The sequence below is a fragment of the Curtobacterium sp. PhB128 genome (genome assembly GCF_004340725.1).
Classification (GTDB): Bacteria; Actinomycetota; Actinomycetes; order Actinomycetales; family Microbacteriaceae; genus Curtobacterium.
The window spans coordinates 72,824-89,378 of record NZ_SLUR01000001.1 but is presented as its reverse complement, the minus strand read 5'-3'; the positions used below and the strand labels follow the sequence as shown (position 1 = coordinate 89,378).

Below are 16,555 nucleotides of genomic sequence, written 5' to 3'. Positions count from 1 at the left end.
GACTCAGACGACCCCGTCGGGCCACCACTACAATCGACCGCGGGCCGGATCGGGCCCTCCGCCGAGCACCCAGGAGCGACACGTGGCGAACGACGAGGCAGAGTTCGGGACCGAGCTGCGCGGGTACCGCCGCGACGACGTCGACCGCTCACTGAACGACCTGCGCCGTGAGCTCATCAAGTCGAACACCGACCGTGCCGACGCCGCGAAGGAGATCCGTCTCCTGCAGTCCCGCGTCTCCGAGCTCCAGGGCGAACTCGACGAGGCCGGCACCCCCACCTACAGCGGCCTGGGCACACGTCTCGAGTCGACCCTGCGCGTGGCGGAGGAGCAGTCCACCCGTCTCATCAGCCAAGCGGACATCGACGCACAGCGCCTGCGGGCGTCGAGCCGGGCCGAGGCCGACCGCACCGTGCGCGAGGCACAGGAAGAAGCCCGCGACACCCTCGAGGACGCGCGCACCCGCTCCACCAACGAACTCACCCGTGCTCGTGCCGAGGCCGCCGACACCGTCGAGCGTGCCCGTGCCGAAGCCGGCCTGCTGACCCAGGACGCCCGCAACGAGGCCGCGGCCATCCGGGGTGCCGCGGTGACCGAGGCCGCCGAGGTCCGCTCCGTCGCCATCCGTGAGACGAACGCCCTGCGCGCCCAGGTCGAGCACGAGGTCGCCGAGCTGCGCGAGATCGCCCTGCGCGAGTCGGCCGACTCCCGCACCGCCGCGGCCGACCTCGACCGCGAGACCGAGCACCGCCGCTCGGTGTTCGAGGCCGACCACGCCCGCCGGGTCGAGGACCTCGACCACGAGGAGTCCACCCGCCGTCAGGCGCTCGAGCGCGAGGTCGCCGAGGGGCGTGCTGCGTGGCACCGGGAGCGCGACGAGCAGCAGCAGGCCCACGCCCTGGCGATCGAGACCGGCCGCGCCGAGCTGCAGGCCGAGGTCGACCGACGTCGCGCCGAGATCGACGGCGAGTTCGCCGACCGCCGCCGTGTCGTGGACGAGGAACTCGCCGCAGCCCGTGCCGAGTGGGACCGGGAGCTCGCCTCGGCGCGCACCGCCCTGGCACAGGAGGCCGAAGCGTCGCGTGCGCAGCTGCGCGTCGACGAGGAACAGACGCGCGTCGAGAACGAGCGCCTCGTGCAGGAGACCGCCGACCGCATCGCACGCGAGCTCGAGGAGCACGACACCCGCATCGAGCGGGAGCGCGCCGAGGCCGACGCCGCCGCCGAACGCGCAGACCGCGAGCACGAGAACGCGCTCGCCGCCCGCCGCGAGCGCGAGCACGCCGAGGTCGACACCGAGATCGCCGACCGCCGCTCCGCCGAACTCGACACCCTCGAGTCCGAGCGCACCGCCCTCCGTCAGGAGATCGACACCGCCCGCGCCGACCTGGCGAAGGAACGTGACGAGGCCCGTGCCGAGGTCGCCCGCGAGCGTGACGAGGCCCGGACGACGCTCGAGTCCGAGCTCGCCTCACGCCGGGACGACGCCGAGCAGGACTACCTGCAGAAGCACCACGAGACCGTCACCGAGACGCAGAAGTACCTCGACGAGGCGAACCTGCAGCTCGCCGAGGCCACGCGCCGTGCCACCGAGGCCCGCGAGCGCGCCGAGCGGCTCCAGCAGGAAGCCGACGACCTCGAGCGCACCAGCACCGCCGACGCGCAGGAGCACGCCCGCACCATCGTCGCCGATGCCCAGGACCGCGTGCACCGCATGGTCTCCGATGCCGAGGAGCGCACGGCTGCCATCACCGCCGAGGCCGAGGACCGACTGTCGGCGATCCGCACCGAGCGCGAGGCCGTGGCGGGCTACCTGGAGAACCTGCGCGGCGTGCTCACGCACGCGACCGGCCTGCTGGGGACCGCACCCGGTACCGCGCCCGGAGCGGCCGACGACGCAGTGGACGCGACCGAACGCTGACGCGAGCCGACCAGGAGGCGCGGGTCGCGCCTCCCGGTCGGCCCACCGCACCGAGGTGGGCACGCACCGTGCGTCAGACCGGCGAGTGCCGTCAGACCGGCCAGTGCGTCGGCAGCGGCGCGCTGCCCGGCACGACGAGGTCGGCGACGGCGTCGAGGACGATCCGGACGTAGCGCTCCCCCACCCACAGGTGCTTCGCGCCCTCGATCGGGACGACCCGGACGTTCGGGGCGACGGCGAACCGGGCGATCGCTTCGTCGGGCTGCAGGAAGTCGTCGTGCTCGGGCACCAGGGCCACCACCGGGACGTCCACGGCTGCCCAGCGCACGAGCTCGTCCTCCGTGGTGCGGTGCAGCGGCGGCGAGAGCAGGACCACGCCCGCCACGGTGCCGGCCTCGACGTGTTCCAGTGCGTGCTTGAGGATCACCTCGGTACCGAAGGACCAGCCCACCAACCACGGCGTCGGCAGACCACGGTCGACCACCTCGGCGACGGCGGCGCGCAGGTCGAAGCCCTCGGAGACACCCTCGCCGAACACGCCCTCGGACGTGCCGCGTGGTGACGTCACCGACCGGAAGTTGAAGCGCAGGACCGCGATGTCCGCCAGGGCCGGCAGACGTGCGGCGGCCTTCTTGAGCACGTGCGAGTCCATGAAGCCGTGCGCGGTCGGCAGCGGGTGCAGTGTCACGACGGTGCCCCGTGCCGGGCGCGACTCCGGTTCGGCGAGTTCCCCGACCAGGGTGAGGTGGTCGTCGGTGACGAGCTCGACGTCGGTGCGCCGAGCGGGCAGCTGCGTGGCGGAGCGGATCTCGCCGTCGTCGGTCATGCGATGCTCCAGCAGTGGTTGTGCCAGTGTCGGCGTGATGCCAGGTCAGCAGCGTCGCCGAGGACCCCGTCGGAACGCCAGACCACCACGTGTGCGGTACCGGGCAGGACCGTACCGCCGCACCCGGGGCAGACGTACTCCTTCTGCGCCGACGCCGCGGAGACGGGCTGGACGACGTACTCCCGCCCGCGACGCACCTCGGTGCGCTTCCACGAGCTCATCAGCCGATCGAGGCCGGTGTCCTCGTCAGGCTCGACGTCGCGACCACGGGGACGCCGCGGCCGGTTGCTGCGCGGCACCCCAACTGCCGATCAGTACCAGTTGTTCGCCTGGCTGTGGCCCCAGGCGCCGCAGGGCGTGCCGTAGACACCGGCGATGTAGTTGAGACCCCACGTGATCTGCGTCGCGGGGTTCGTCTGCCAGTCGGCACCGGCGGTCGCCATCTTGCTGCCCGGGAGCGCCTGCGGGATGCCGTACGCACCGCTGGGGTTGTAGGCGTTCACCCGCCAGCCGGACTCCTTGTTCCACAGCGAGACGAGGCAGTTGTACTGGTCGGTGCCCCAACCCCGGGCCGTGACGAGCTGCAGGGCGATGGCCTGTGCGCTGCCCGCGTCGGGCGTCGCGGCCACGGCGGCCAGCGTGTTCGCGGCGGAGACGCTCTCGGTCTCGGTCGCGGCGGCGTCGGTCGTGTCGTCGGTGGTGGCGTCGTCGGCTTCTTCCTCGACGACGGGCTTGACGACCTTGGGCGCCGGCACGGTCACGCCGTACCCGTCACGGTCGGCAGCGGCGTCGCCGTAGGTGCCGTGCGCGGTGTACTGCTGCGGGGCCTGCGGCGTCTTCACGAGCACCGGGGTGTCGACCGCGGCCTGCGCGACGTCGGCCTGGAGCGGGTTGAAGAGCGACGCCCCGACGAAGAGGAAGACCCCGACGAACGAGAACGCCGGAACCGAGGAACGCTTCCGTGCGAAGGCGTTGACCGCGGCGGCTGCGCCACGGCTCGGCTGCTGCGCCGTCGCGGTGCGCTGGACCGCCGACGCGTTCTGCTGCTTCGCGGCACGCGGGTCCACCCGGGCCGCGGGGGCCTCGTGCGCGAACGCGGCGATGCGTTCGTCGGACACGCGGTTCGCTGCGACGGACTTCGGCGTCGCGACGGGACCGGTCTCCGGCAGGACCTGCGGGTTCGCCTGGAGCACCGAGGTGTCCGCCGTACGGGTTCGGTTCAGTGCCGCGCGGCGCTCACCCGAAGCCTGAAGGCTGAGGTGCTCGCGGGGATCGCGGTCGGAGCTGTGGTCTGCCGTGTGCCTGCCCATGAGTAGGACCAGGGTAACGGAACGATCACGGAAAGCGAAGCACCTGGGTGCAGCGCGTCGTCAGCGGACGGCGAGCATGACCTCGACGACGGCGTCGAGCAGCGCGTCCACCTGGCCCTCGCGGTAGCCGCCGTGCTTCGGGCGGAACACGATCGACCGCACCTCGGTGAGGCTCAGCGGCTTGCCCTCGCGGAAGTAGCCACCGAGGCGGGCCGCGAACGCGTCGACGTCCTTCGGGTGGTAGCCGGTGCCGAGCACGCTCACCCGGTTGAACCGCTGTCCGTCCGGGCGCTCGAGGCGGGCCACGACGTCGGAGGCCTTCGTGCGGGCTTCGGCGTACCAGGCCTTCTGCCCGGCGTCGCCGATCTCCCGCTCGCGCTCCCTGGCCGCGAAGGCGTCCTCGAGGCGCTCCAGCGCTGCGTCGACGTGCGAGGTGGAGTAGCCGCCCTTGCGCATCGAGAACGCGGTGGCGCGGATCTTCGCAGCCTCGATGCCGGGGGCGCTGTCGTCGGCGGAGTACGCACGACGGGCGTCCTCGAGGAAACGCTCGACTTCGTCGACGTCGTATCCGAGGGCGGAGCGGGCTGCGGTCGGGAAGGTGGTGGCCACGGCGTCATTCTGCCAGTCCCGACCCGTGGCACAACCTGGACGCGCTGAGGGCAGCGCTCAGGGTGGCCCGACGAGGTCGATCGAGGTCGGTCAGTGGTTGACGATCAGGTACAGCACGTAGGCGACGGCGGCCGACGGCAGGATGCTGTCGATGCGGTCGAGCAGTCCGCCGTGCCCGGGCAGGAAGGACGAGATGTCCTTGATGCCGAGGTCGCGCTTGATCATCGACTCGGTGAGGTCGCCCAGGGTCGCGGACCCGGAGATCAGCACGCCGAGCACGACGCCGGTCCACCACGGCAGGCCGAGCATGAGCCAGGCGACCAGGATGCCGACGATGATGCTCGCGGCGACCGATCCGGCGAAGCCCTCCCACGTCTTCTTCGGGCTGATCCGCGGCGCCATCGGGTGCTTGCCGAGGTTCAACCCGGTGGCGTAGGCACCGGTGTCGACAGCGACGACGACCAGGATGAAGCCGATCACCCACAGGTTGCCCTCTGACTGCGCGGAGAGCAGGACGACACAGGCGCCGAGCAGCGAGATGTACGCCTGCACGAACAGGCCGTTCGTGACGTCGCGAAACACGTCGCCGGCCGACGGCTTCTGCCGCGAGAGCGCGACCTCGACCAGACGCCAGAGGCTGATCAGGACGATGCCACCGAGCAGCGTGAAGAGTGCCGCGACCTGCCCGAGCAGGAACGCCGCCGGCACGATCGCGATCGCGACGGCGACGCTCGGGATCCGCGGGACGTCCCGGCCGGCGAAGCGCATGGCGCTCGTGAGCTCGTAGACGCCCACGCCGAGCAGGAACGCCGCCACGACCATGAACGACGGCGGCCAGATGAGGAGCGTGCCGAGCATGACCACGGCGAACGCGAGCGCGATGCCGATCGCCGCCGGCAGGTTGCGCCCGGTGCGCGCCGTCAGGGCCTCGTTGCGCGCACCGAAGTCGGCCTTGCGCTGCCGGAGCTGCGCCTCGAAGTCGGTGCGGGCCGCTCGGGCACGCGCATCGAAGTCCTGGCGGAGCCCCTTCTTCACGGGCCCGGTGTGGTCGGGTCCGTGCTCTGCTGTGGGGCGTTCACCGCCCTGGTCCGGGCGGCGCATCAGACCTCGAGGAGTTCGGCTTCCTTCTTCTTCAGCGACTCGTCGATCTGGTCGACGTGCTTCTTCGTCAGGGCCTCGAGGTCCTTGTCACCGCGCGAGATCTCGTCGTCCGAGATCTCACCCTTGAGTGCGTCGAGGTCGTCCTTGGCCTTGCGGCGGATGTTCCGGATGACGACCTTGTGGTCCTCGCCCTTCGTCCGCACGAGCTTGACGAACTCCTTGCGGCGGTCCTTGGTGAGCTCCGGGATCGTCACGCGGACGATGTCGCCGTCGTTCGTCGGGCTGGCGCCGAGGTTGGGGAACGTCGCGATGGCGCGCTCGATCTCCTTGAGCGCCGTCTTGTCGTACGGCGTCACGATGAGCGTGCGGGCCTCGGGCGTCTGCAGCGACGCGAGCTGCGCGAGCGGCGTCGGCGTGCCGTAGTACTCGACCGGGATCTTCTGGAAGAGCGCCGCGTTGATGCGGCCGGTGCGGACGGTCGAGAAGTCGTCCTTGGCGACCTCGACAGCCTTCGCCATCTTCTCGGTGGCTTCGGTCAGGACATCACTGATCACGGTGTTACTCCTTCGGTACTGGCGTCGAGTCTAGTCAGCGGTGCGGGTCAGTTGCTGACCACGGTGCCGATGCGCTCGCCACGGATGGCGGCCTGGACGTTGCCGTCGCCCTCCATGCCGAAGACGTGCATCGGCATGCCGTTGTCCATGCAGAGCGAGAACGCCGTGGCGTCGACGACCTTCAGGCCCTTCAGGAGTGCGTCCTGGTAGGTCACGTGGTGCAGCTTCTCGGCCGTGGCGTCCTTCTTCGGGTCCGCCGTGTACACGCCGTCGACACCGTTCTTGGCGACGAGGACCTCGTCGGCCTTGATCTCGAGTGCTCGCTGCGCGGCCACCGTGTCGGTCGAGAAGTACGGCAGACCGGCGCCGGCGCCGAAGATGACGACGCGGCCCTTCTCGAGGTGCCGCTCGGCGCGCCGCGGGATGTACGGCTCGGCGACCTGGGTCATCGCGATGGCCGACTGCACGCGCGTGGCGGCCCCGGCCTGCTCGAGGAAGTCCTGCAGGGCGAGCGCGTTCATCACGGTGCCGAGCATGCCCATGTAGTCGGCACGGCCGCGGTCCATCCCGCGCTGCGAGAGCTCGGCGCCGCGGAAGAAGTTGCCCCCGCCGACGACGATCGCGATCTCGACCTCGCGCGCGGCGACGGCGATCTCCTTGGCGATGGCCCCGATCACGTCGGGGTTCACGCCGAGCGATCCGGCCCCGAAGGCCTCTCCCGACAGCTTCAGCAGTACGCGGCGTCGTCCGGTCTTCTCGTCGGTCATCTGATCGCACCCTTCGTCGTGGTCTCGTGGAAATGTACTCGCGGATGTGTCGCGTGTGTGTCGCGCCCGGAGGCGCGAAAAACGGGGCCAGGAACCTGGTTGGTTCCTGACCCCGTCACGGGTTCGTTACGCGCCGACCTTGACGCGGGCGAAGCCCTGGATCGTGATGCCGGCGTTCTCGGCGGCCTTCGCGACGGAGATCTTGTTGTCCTTCGCGTAGTCCTGGTCGAGGAGCGACACCTGCTTGATGTAGGCGTTCACCCGACCCTCGACGATCTTCGGGAGCGCAGCCTCGGGCTTGCCCTCCTCGCGCGTGATCGCCTCGACGGTCGCACGCTCCTTGGCGATCTCGTCGGCCGGGACCTCGTCGCGGGTCAGGTACGTCGGGTTCGCGAACGCGACGTGCTGGGCGATCGAGCGGGCCTCGGCAGCGTTGTCACCCTCGTACGCGATGACGACGGCGATCTGCGGCGGCAGGTCCTGGCTGGTCTTGTGCAGGTAGATCTCGAAGGCCGAGCCCTCGACACGGCGGACCGTGCGGACCTCGAGCTTCTCGCCCAGTGCGGCGGCCGACTCGTTGACGACCTCGAGAACGGTCTTGCCGTCGACGGGGGCGGCGTTCGCGGCGGCGACGTCAGCTGCACCGGCGGCCGCGACGGCCCCGAGCACCTTGTCGGCCAGCGTCGTGAACTTCTCGTTCTTCGCGACGAAGTCGGTCTCGCTCGCGAGCTCGACGACCGTGGCGGCGCCGTTCTCGGAGCTCGCGACGACGACGCCCTCGGAGGTGGCACGGTCGTCGCGCTTGGCGACGGCCTTCGCACCCTTGATGCGGAGCAGCTCGACGGCCTTGTCGTAGTCGCCGTCGGCCTCGACGAGCGCGTTCTTCGCGTCCATCATGCCGGCGCCGAGGTCCTCGCGGAGCTTCTTCACGTCAGCAGCGGTGAAGTTTGCCATTGACTGTCCTTTCTGGACGGTACGTGTGTGGAGAGTGGTGACGCAGGCGCCGGACCCGATCGGGTCCGGCGCCTGCGACAGGTCACTCGGCGGGGGTGGTCTCCGCGGCTGCCTCGGCCTCGGCCGTCGGCTCCGCGTTCTTCGCGTCGTCGGCGATCGGCTCGCCGATCTCCTTCGCGGCGACCTGCGCGTCAGCGTTGTTCTCCTCGACGGTCGCACCCTCGGGAGCGGCGTCGGCGGACGGCGTCGCGGCGTCGCCACCGAGGAGCTCCTGCTCCCACTCGGCGAGGGGCTCTGCGGCCTCTTCGTCGTCGCCACCGTTGTGGCGGGTCTTCAGGCCCTCGGCCGCGGCGTCGGCGACGATGCGGGTGAGGAGACCGACGGAGCGGATCGCGTCGTCGTTGCCCGGGATCGGGTACGTGATCTCGTCGGGGTCGCAGTTGGTGTCGAGGATGCCGATGATCGGGATACCGAGCTTCTGCGCCTCGTCGACGGCGAGGTGCTCCTTCTTGGTGTCGACGATCCAGAGCGCGCTCGGGGTCCGCGTGAGGTTGCGGATACCACCGAGGGTCTTGTGGAGCTTGTCCAGCTCGCGCTTCTTGATGAGGAGCTCCTTCTTGGTGAAGCCCTTCGTCGTGTCGTCGAAGTCGATCTCCTCGAGCTCCTTCATGCGCGCGAGGCGCTTGGAGACCGTCTGGAAGTTCGTGAGCAGACCGCCGAGCCAACGCTGGTTGACGTACGGCTGGCCGACGCGGGTCGCCTGCTCGGCGATGGAGCCCTGCGCCTGCTTCTTGGTGCCCACGAAGAGGATCGTGCCACCGTGCGCGACCGTCTCCTTGACGAAGTCGTACGCGCGGTCGATGAAGGCCAGCGACTGCTGCAGGTCGATGATGTGGATGCCCGAGCGCTCGGCGAGGATGAAGCGCTTCACCTTCGGGTTCCACCGACGGGTCTGGTGTCCGAAGTGGACGCCGCTGTCGAGCAGCTGGCGGATGGTGACGACGGCCATGTGCCGTCCTCCTTCTGTGTTCTCGGAGCGCAGCTGTGCTGTGCCCCTGTTGCGGTTGTGTCGAGCACGACCGGAGGTCGTGATCCCTGGTGTCCTGGCACGCGACCGCCCGCTCGTGAGAGCGGGACCGGTGGTCGGGTGCCGGGTCGGAGACGGCGAACCGTTGACGACCCTGTGGACACGCGAAGTCAGCGCGCATCAGCGCACTGCTGGAGAAATGCTAGCAGACAGGAGGCCCGGATCACGCGCGCCGACCGGCTGACGTGATCCGGGCCTCCTGTCCGGTGTTCTGGGTGTCTCAGACGCGACTGATCACGCCTTCGCGTTCACCGTGTCGCCCTCGGCGGAGATGCCCATCTCCTCGAGCGAGCGACCCTTGGTCTCCGGGATCTTCGCGATGACGAAGAAGAACGAGATCAGCGCGAACAGCGCGTAGATGCCGTACGTGACCGTCAGGTTGAAGCCGGACAGCACCGGGAAGGTGATCGTGACGATGAAGTTCGCCACCCAGTTGGCGGCCGAGCCGATGCCGAGCGCCGTGGCGCGGATGCGGTTCGGGAACATCTCGCCGAGCAGCACCCACATGAGCGGACCCCACGTCGCGCCGAACGACACGACGAACAGGTTCGCGAAGATGAGGGCGATGACGCCCCACGCGCCGGGCAGGCTCGGGTTGCCGTCCACGATCGTCGACTGCGAGAACGCGATCGCGACCATCGCCAGCGACACGAACATGCCGGCGGAACCGGTGACGAGCAGCGGCTTCCGACCGATCTTGTCGACCAGGAAGATCGCGATGAAGGTCACGGCGACGTTGACCACCGAGGTGATCGTCGAGATGAGGAACGAGTCGCTCTCCTTGAACCCGACGGCCTGCCAGAGCGTCGTCGAGTAGTAGAAGATCACGTTGATGCCGACGAACTGCTGCAGCACGGCCAGGATGATGCCGACCCAGACGATGGGCTGCAGGCCGAAGCGGTTGCCCCGGATGGAGCCCTTCTTCTCGTTGGCTTCCTTCTTGATGCCGTCCTGGATCTCCTCCAGGCTCGTGTTCACCGTGTCGCGCGGGACGATCTTCGTCATGACCGCACGGGCGTCCTCCGTCCGCCCCTTGGCGAGCAGGTACCGCGGCGACTCCGGCAGCGTGATCGCCAGGATGCCGTAGACCACCGACGGGATCACGCCGACCAGGAACATCCAGCGCCAGGCCGGGAGGCCGAGGACGACCTCGGAGGCGCCACCGGCGGTGACGGCGAAGAACTGGTCGGAGAGCAGCGCGGCGAAGATACCGAGCGTGATCGCGAGCTGCTGGAACGAGGCCAGGCGCCCGCGGATCGCCTTCGGCGAGACCTCGGAGATGTACGCCGGCGCGATCACCGAGGCCGTACCGATGCCGAGGCCGCCGACGAGACGCCACAGGACGAAGTCCCACGTGGCGAACGCGAAGCCCGAGCCGATCGAGCTCACCAGGAACAGCACCGCGGCCCAGAACATCACCCGGGTGCGACCCCAGCGGTCAGCGAGTCGACCAGCGAAGTAGGCGCCGAACGCACAGCCGATGAGCGCGGACGCGACGGCGAAGCCGCTCGCCGCCTCGGACAGGCCGAACTCGCCCTTGATGGCCTCGACGGCGCCGTTGATGACCGACGAGTCGAAGCCGAAGAGGAAACCGCCCACCGCTGCTGCGATGGCGAACGCGGTGACCTTCCCCTTGAACGCACGGTCCTCGCCGTGCCCGGTGGCTGTGTTGGACACGATGCTCCTGGGTTCTGCCGGCCGTGCTGCTGTGGGCACGGTGCCCCGGCGGTCGGCTCGTTCGCCGTCCGTGCGGCGTTGCGTGGTCCGGAGCGGCCCCGACTGTACTCCTCGTGGTGGATGTGGTCATAACCGGGTGCGGGTGTCGGCGCGGGCGGGGCGGTCGGGTCGGGTCGGGGAGGGTGTCGCCTCGACTCGGAACGACACCGTCGATGTCGTGCGACATCGAGGACGTCGTTCGTTGCGGTCGCGTCGTCCCTCCACAGGCCGGGAGGCCCGCCCCACCCTCCACGGACCGCCTCACCTCGGTCGTGTGGCCGGTCCGTGGCGGACAGAGTGACGGCATGCTCCTGTTCCCCGGCTCCGGCACTCGGCTCCCTCCGGTCGCCGCGATGGTGGTGGTGATCGGGATGCTCGGGGCGTTCTGGACGGCCACCGCGTCGTTGCCCGCACCCGTGCCCGCGCCGGAGGACCTGCGCGACCACCGGTATGGCACGGCGGCGACTCGTGCTGCCGAACCGTGGGTCTGGCCGACCGGCACGCGGGTGGTCGAGCGCGGGTGGGAGCCACCGTCCGACGACTACGCCGCCGGTCACCGCGGGCTCGACGTCCCGGCACCGCTCGGCACGACTGCGGCGGCGGTCGACGACGGCACGGTGGCGTTCGCCGGACCCGTTGGCGGCAGGAGCGTCGTGACGGTCGACCACGGCGGCGGGCTCGTCAGCACCCTCGACTCAGTGCAGCCGCTCGTCGCTGCCGGGGACCACGTGCGACAGGGTGATCCGGTCGGCCGGGTGTCCGTGGGGCACTGCCCGGCCTCGGCACCGTGTCTGCACCTCGGCGCGCGGGTCGACGGCCGCTACGTGGACCCGACGTCGTACCTTCCCGCGGCCGAGTGGCCCGTGCTGTTGCCGGAGTCCGCCTGGCCGGGGTGAGCGACCGCGACGGGCGACGTACGACGTGCAACTTCGACGTGCGACGTCACGGTCGCACGGTCGCGCCGTTCCAACGTTCCGATGCCGCGCAGCCGCACGAGTGCGCGGCGCCGGTCCGACGGTCGATCGGCGCCGATCCGGCGATCACGAGGGAGCGGCGGCGGTCCGGCGGTCGCGCCGTCAGGCGCGCGGGTGGGCCGTCCGGTAGACCTCGCGCAGCCGTGCCGAGGACACGTGCGTGTAGATCTGCGTCGTCCCGAGGCTCGCGTGCCCGAGCAGTTCCTGGACCGCCCGCAGGTCCGCTCCCCCGTCGAGCAGGTGCGTCGCCGCGGTGTGCCGGAAGGTGTGCGGTCCGCTCGGCCCTTCGCCGGGAAGGTCCCCGAGCAGCCGAGCCACCACGCGGTACGCACTGCGCACCCCGAGCCGGCCACCCTGGTCGCCGAGGAACAGTGCCGTGCTCGGCGCGTCGGCCCGCGCCGCGAAGGGCGGACGCCCTCGCGACGTCCACGCCTCGAGTGCGTCACGGGCCGGGACGCCGAACGGCACGACCCGCTCCTTCCCGCCCTTCCCGAGCACGCGGACCGTGAGCCGCCCGCGATCGACGTCGGCGACGTCGATGCCGACGAGCTCGCTCACCCGGATGGCCGCGGCGTACAGCAGCTCCACGAGCGCGAGGTCCCGCAGCGCACCGGGATCGTCGGTCGCTGCACGGGCCGCGAGGCCGTCGAGCAACCAACGGACCTGGTCGGCCGACACCACCCGCGGCAGGTGCGAGCCGCCCTTCGGTGCACGGAGCCGCACACCAGCGTCCGTCGCGGTCACCCCGGTCTCGCTCGCCCACCGGGTGAACGCCCGCACCGACGACGACCGGCGGGCGATCGTCGACCGTGCGAGCCCCCGCTGGTCGGCTTCCCACAACCAGTCACGGAGGAGTTCGAGGTCGACCCCGTCGATGCCGACGACGCCGCGTTGCGCGGCGAACCCGACGAACTGCTCGAGGTCGTTCGCGTACGCGCGGAGCGTCTGCTCGCTGAGCCCCCTGGCGTGTCGAGCGTGCCCGAGGAACGAGTCGACCGCTGCCACGAGTCGCTCTTCCTTCTGCTCTGCTCGATCCGCCACGTCGTCAGGGTACGGCTGGCCGACGTCATGCGCGGCCCCACCCGCCGCTGCTGTGCGCGACGAGCCCCTGCAACTGCGCGAGCGCGAGAGCGTCCGCCACCGCAGCTCCGGACAGCCCGGACCGTCGAGCGATCTCGGCCTCTGGCAGGGCACGACGGCCGAGCGCGTCGAGGACCCGGACGACCTCGGGATCGCGCTGGACCGACACGAGGGGTTCGTCCGCCGCCGCGGTCGCAACGGATGCGGCCACGGGACGCATCGCGGCGACCGGGTCCCCCGGGTGCACGACGAGCTGCGCCCGGCCCTGCGCCACGAGCCGGTGGCACCCGACCGACGCCGAGGACGCGAACGCTCCCGGGACGGCGAACACCGGGCGACCGAGCTGCCCGGCGTGGTGTGCGGTGTTGAGCGCACCGGACCGCGCACCGGCCTCCACGACGACAGCGGCATCGGCGAGGGCGGCGATCAACCGGTTCCGGGCAAGGAAACGCCACCGGGTCGGGCGGGTCCCCGGCGCCGACTCCGCCACCAGGGCGCCCTGCCGAGCGACGTTGTGGAGCAGCTGGACGTTGCCGGCGGGGTAGAGCTGGTCGATCCCCCCGGCCAGGACCGCGATCGTCGGGGCCCCTGCGGCGATCGCCACCCGGTGTGCGACCGCGTCGATCCCGTAGGCGCCGCCGCTGACGATCGTGCAGCCGGCGTCCGCGGCGGACGAGGTGATCTCGGCGGCTGCTTCGGCCCCGGCGATGGTGTTCGCCCGCGACCCGACCACGGCCAGGGCGGGTGCCCCGTCGCCGACACCCGCCGTGGCGCTGCGCGTCCAGAGCACGAGTGGTGCGTGGGGGCCGAGGTCGTCGATCGCCGTCGGCCACCCAGCGGACCCGGGCACGAGCAGTCGTGCCCCGACGGCTTCGGCCGAGGCGACGACGTCGGCCACGTCGGACCGGACCAAGCGCGGTCGCCACCGGTCGATGGCCGTGTGCAGGACACCGGCGAACGCATCGGGATCCTCCGCACCGGGTACGCCGGCCTCCACACACCCGTCGAGCAGATCCTCGAACGCACCGTCGGCTGCCAGCAGGACCGAGCCGAGGGCGCGCTCCGACCCGAGGGCCGCCATGAGCTCACCGGCGACGGAGTCCCCCGGCTCCACGATCACGGACCACGCGACCCGAGCGGCGGTCTGGACCGGGTCCGACGCCCCGTCAGTCCCGAGGACCCGACGGATCCCGGCGAGCAGTTCGCTGCCGTGGCCGGGCCCCACGCCGCTCACAGTGCGCTCCGCAGGGCAAGAGCACCCCGGACGTGTGCTCTGCTCGGACGGTCGACCGCTTCGAGGTCGGCGAGGGTCCACGCGAGCCGCATCACCCGGTCCCATCCCCGCATGGTCAGGGTGCCGAGGTCGAGCGCCCGGTCGAGCTCGGTGGTCGAACCGGGTTCGATCCGACCGTCCGCCCGCAGCCAGGCTCCGGTGACCTCGGCGTTCTTCGTCCACCCGGTGTCCCGGAGGCGTTCCGCCATCCGAGCGCGGGCCGCGGCGACGCCGGCGCGGGCCTCGGCCGTCGTCGGCGTGCTCCCGTCGGCACCACGCATCTTCCCGGTCGTCACGCGGGGCACGAGCACCCGGATGTCCATCCGGTCGAGCAGCGGTCCGGACATCCGCCCGAGGTAGCGCCGAACCGCACTCGGCGGACACTCACACGGTTGGCCGTGCGCTCCGCCGGCGTTGCCGCACGGGCAGGGATTGGCAGCGAGCACGACCTGGCACCGCGCCGGGAACTCGGCGGCGCCCGCAGCCCGGTGGATGGTGATCCGACCGGACTCGAGCGGCTGACGGAGCGCGTCGAGCACCGCACGGGGGAACTCCGGTGCTTCGTCGAGGAACAGGATGCCGCCGGTCGCCCGCGACACTGCTCCGGGTCGCAGCACACCGGAGCCGCCGCCGATCAGGGAGATCGCCGACGCGGAGTGGTGCGGGGCCTCCCACGGGGGCTTCGTGCTCCACGACGCCGGCCCGAGTCCGGCGACGGACCGGACGGCGGCGACCTCGAGCGCGGTCGCGTCGTCGAGGTCGGGCAGGAGCCCGGGCAGGCGCTCCGCGAGCATCGTCTTGCCGGCACCGGGTGGACCGAGCAGGAGCGCATGGTGCCCACCGGCCGCCGCGGCGACGACGGCGCGCACCCCGATCGGGTTCCCGACGACATCCGCCAGTTCGGCCACCGGGCGTTGGACCGAGGGCACCGGCACCGGCAGCACCGCGTCGACCTCGACCGGCGGCAGCAGCGCGCCGGCGTCGATCGCAGCCGCACGGAGTGAGTCGACCCCGGTGGTGCGCACGCCGTCGACCACGCGGGCCTCGGGCAGGTTGCCGATCGGCAGCACGACTCGGTCGGCCCCGGCGTCGCGGGCGGCGAGCAACATCGGGATGACTCCGGCGACCGGTCGGACCCGACCGTCCAGACCGAGCTCCCCGATGTAGACGATCCGCTCACTGACGTCGGGTGCGAGTCCGGCGCCGGCGAGCACGGCCATCGCGATCGCCAGGTCGAACCCGGAACCCCGTTTCGGGATCGCCGCGGGCGTGAGGTTCACCGTGATCCGACGAGCCGGCAACGGACACCCGGCGTTCGCAGCGGCGGCACGGACTCGCTCGCGCGCCTCGCCGAGCGAAGTGTCCGGCAGTCCGATGATGCTGAAGGCGGGCAGCTGGCTGGTCAGGTGGGCCTCGACCTCGATCCGGCGCCCGGTCACGCCGAGCAGGGCGACGGCCGCAGCACGGCCGATGCCCGTCACAACACACCCGCCACGTGTTGCACGGCCGTCCGCGGGCCGTCGACGTGGACCGCGACCACGTCGATGCGGATAGCGCGTGCCGACACCTCCGGATGGGCGTCGAACCACTCGGCCACGAGTCGTCGCATCCGCGTGAGCTTCGTCGCCGTGATCGCCTCGAACGGATGCCCCGTCGTCGTACCGGATCGCGTCTTCACCTCGATGAACGCGAGTGTGCAGGAATCCCACGCGACGATGTCGATCTCGCCCCGGGCGCACCGCCAATTCCGCTCGAGGACCCGGAAACCCCGTTCGTGCAACCACGCCACGGCCTGGTCCTCGCCGAACCGCCCCAGGCGGCCGTTCCGGAGTGTTCGTCCAGGGCGATCGTGCAGCTTCTGTTCCATGTCATTGCCTCCACGGCAACGATCGCGGGAACGGCAGCGAGGATGTGCACCGACGAAGACTCTGTGGAATCAGACGACGACGATCGCCCTTGGGGAGGAATGACGAAGGACCCGGGTGATCGCGATCATCCGGGTCCTTCGTCGACAGCGGCTCAGTGTGCGGCTGCGTACGCTTCCTGCACCTGGGTCGAGATACGACCACGGGTCGAGACCTCGTAGCCGTTCTCCTTCGCCCACTCGCGGATCTTGCCGAGCTCTTCGGAGTTGCCACGCTTCGGGGCCGACTTCGGCGCCGTGCTGCCGGTGCGACGACCGGAGACCTTGCGCGCTGCGGCGATGTAGTCGGAGATCGCTTCGCGGAACTTGTCGACGTTGTCGTTCGTCAGGTCGATCTCGTACGACGAGCCGTCGAAACCGAATTCGACCGTGCGACCTTCACCGGTGGTGATGGGGGAATCGTCGAGGTCGTCGACGAGCTGGACGGTGACCTTCTGTGCCATGCGCGGCTCCTGTTCA

The 16,555-nt window shown here is 70.9% G+C and carries 17 protein-coding genes; 2 read left to right on the top strand and 15 right to left on the bottom strand.

What is annotated here, in order from left to right; all coding sequences use genetic code 11:
• Positions 1-82: 82 nt before the first annotated feature.
• The gene (locus EDF23_RS00425) at positions 83-1,921 is read left to right on the top strand and encodes a hypothetical protein (protein WP_131879802.1); all 1,839 of its coding nucleotides are present in this window, start codon (positions 83-85) and stop codon (positions 1,919-1,921) included.
• 91 nt (positions 1,922-2,012) lie between these two features.
• On the opposite strand, the gene EDF23_RS00420 is transcribed toward EDF23_RS00425, so the two are convergent.
• The 10 genes from EDF23_RS00420 to EDF23_RS00375 form a co-directional block, all read right to left on the bottom strand.
• Positions 2,013-2,747 carry an alpha/beta family hydrolase gene (locus EDF23_RS00420; RefSeq protein WP_131919916.1) on the bottom strand — a complete coding sequence of 245 codons (735 nt, stop codon included), beginning with the start codon at positions 2,745-2,747 and terminating at the stop codon, positions 2,013-2,015.
• Complete coding sequence (locus EDF23_RS00415; RefSeq protein ID WP_243648764.1) at positions 2,744-3,046, bottom strand: hypothetical protein; 303 nt, start codon at positions 3,044-3,046, stop codon at positions 2,744-2,746. Before EDF23_RS00415 ends, EDF23_RS00420 begins: the two co-directional genes overlap by 4 nt.
• 12 nt (positions 3,047-3,058) lie before the next feature.
• Entirely contained in the window at positions 3,059-4,057 is a 999-nt protein-coding gene (locus EDF23_RS19515) for a lytic transglycosylase domain-containing protein (RefSeq protein WP_243648763.1), read from the bottom strand.
• Between the two features lie 60 nt (positions 4,058-4,117).
• Positions 4,118-4,666 carry a DivIVA domain-containing protein gene (locus EDF23_RS00405; protein ID WP_111086090.1) on the bottom strand — a complete coding sequence of 183 codons (549 nt, stop codon included), beginning with the start codon at positions 4,664-4,666 and terminating at the stop codon, positions 4,118-4,120.
• A gap of 90 nt (positions 4,667-4,756) precedes the next feature.
• Complete coding sequence (locus EDF23_RS00400; RefSeq protein WP_131919913.1) at positions 4,757-5,701, bottom strand: phosphatidate cytidylyltransferase; 945 nt, start codon at positions 5,699-5,701, stop codon at positions 4,757-4,759.
• 65 nt (positions 5,702-5,766) lie between these two features.
• Positions 5,767-6,321: a ribosome recycling factor gene (gene frr / locus EDF23_RS00395; RefSeq protein WP_111086089.1), complete on the bottom strand. Its 555-nt coding sequence runs from the start codon at positions 6,319-6,321 to the stop codon at positions 5,767-5,769.
• 47 nt (positions 6,322-6,368) lie between these two features.
• Entirely contained in the window at positions 6,369-7,088 is a 720-nt protein-coding gene (gene pyrH, locus EDF23_RS00390) for a UMP kinase (protein ID WP_111086088.1), read from the bottom strand.
• A gap of 126 nt (positions 7,089-7,214) precedes the next feature.
• On the bottom strand, positions 7,215-8,042 hold the full coding sequence (tsf, locus tag EDF23_RS00385; RefSeq protein ID WP_111086087.1) for a translation elongation factor Ts: 828 nt from the start codon (positions 8,040-8,042) through the stop codon (positions 7,215-7,217).
• A gap of 82 nt (positions 8,043-8,124) precedes the next feature.
• Positions 8,125-9,051 (bottom strand): 30S ribosomal protein S2, encoded by a 927-nt coding sequence (gene rpsB, locus EDF23_RS00380; RefSeq protein ID WP_111086086.1) that lies wholly within the window; start codon positions 9,049-9,051, stop codon positions 8,125-8,127.
• A gap of 312 nt (positions 9,052-9,363) precedes the next feature.
• Complete coding sequence (locus tag EDF23_RS00375) at positions 9,364-10,806, bottom strand: sugar porter family MFS transporter (RefSeq protein ID WP_243648762.1); 1,443 nt, start codon at positions 10,804-10,806, stop codon at positions 9,364-9,366.
• A 344-nt stretch (positions 10,807-11,150) separates the two neighbouring features.
• Between EDF23_RS00375 and EDF23_RS00370 the strand changes: the two genes are divergently transcribed.
• Positions 11,151-11,741, top strand: coding sequence for a M23 family metallopeptidase (locus tag EDF23_RS00370; RefSeq protein ID WP_165900964.1), 591 nt, complete (start codon positions 11,151-11,153; stop codon positions 11,739-11,741).
• A 180-nt stretch (positions 11,742-11,921) separates the two neighbouring features.
• On the opposite strand, the gene EDF23_RS00365 is transcribed toward EDF23_RS00370, so the two are convergent.
• The 5 genes from EDF23_RS00365 to EDF23_RS00345 form a co-directional block, all read right to left on the bottom strand.
• Entirely contained in the window at positions 11,922-12,860 is a 939-nt protein-coding gene (locus EDF23_RS00365) for a tyrosine recombinase XerC (RefSeq protein WP_131919908.1), read from the bottom strand.
• 25 nt (positions 12,861-12,885) lie between these two features.
• Positions 12,886-14,133, bottom strand: coding sequence for a DNA-processing protein DprA (gene dprA / locus EDF23_RS00360; RefSeq protein WP_165900963.1), 1,248 nt, complete (start codon positions 14,131-14,133; stop codon positions 12,886-12,888).
• On the bottom strand, positions 14,130-15,653 hold the full coding sequence (locus EDF23_RS00355; protein ID WP_131919904.1) for a YifB family Mg chelatase-like AAA ATPase: 1,524 nt from the start codon (positions 15,651-15,653) through the stop codon (positions 14,130-14,132). The genes dprA and EDF23_RS00355 overlap by 4 nt, the downstream gene beginning before the upstream one ends.
• A complete protein-coding gene (locus tag EDF23_RS00350; protein ID WP_123294793.1) occupies positions 15,650-16,039 on the bottom strand; it encodes a YraN family protein in 390 nt (129 codons plus the stop codon). Before EDF23_RS00350 ends, EDF23_RS00355 begins: the two co-directional genes overlap by 4 nt.
• Positions 16,040-16,191: 152 nt before the next feature.
• On the bottom strand, positions 16,192-16,539 hold the full coding sequence (locus EDF23_RS00345; RefSeq protein WP_111086073.1) for an Lsr2 family protein: 348 nt from the start codon (positions 16,537-16,539) through the stop codon (positions 16,192-16,194).
• Positions 16,540-16,555: the final 16 nt, after the last annotated feature.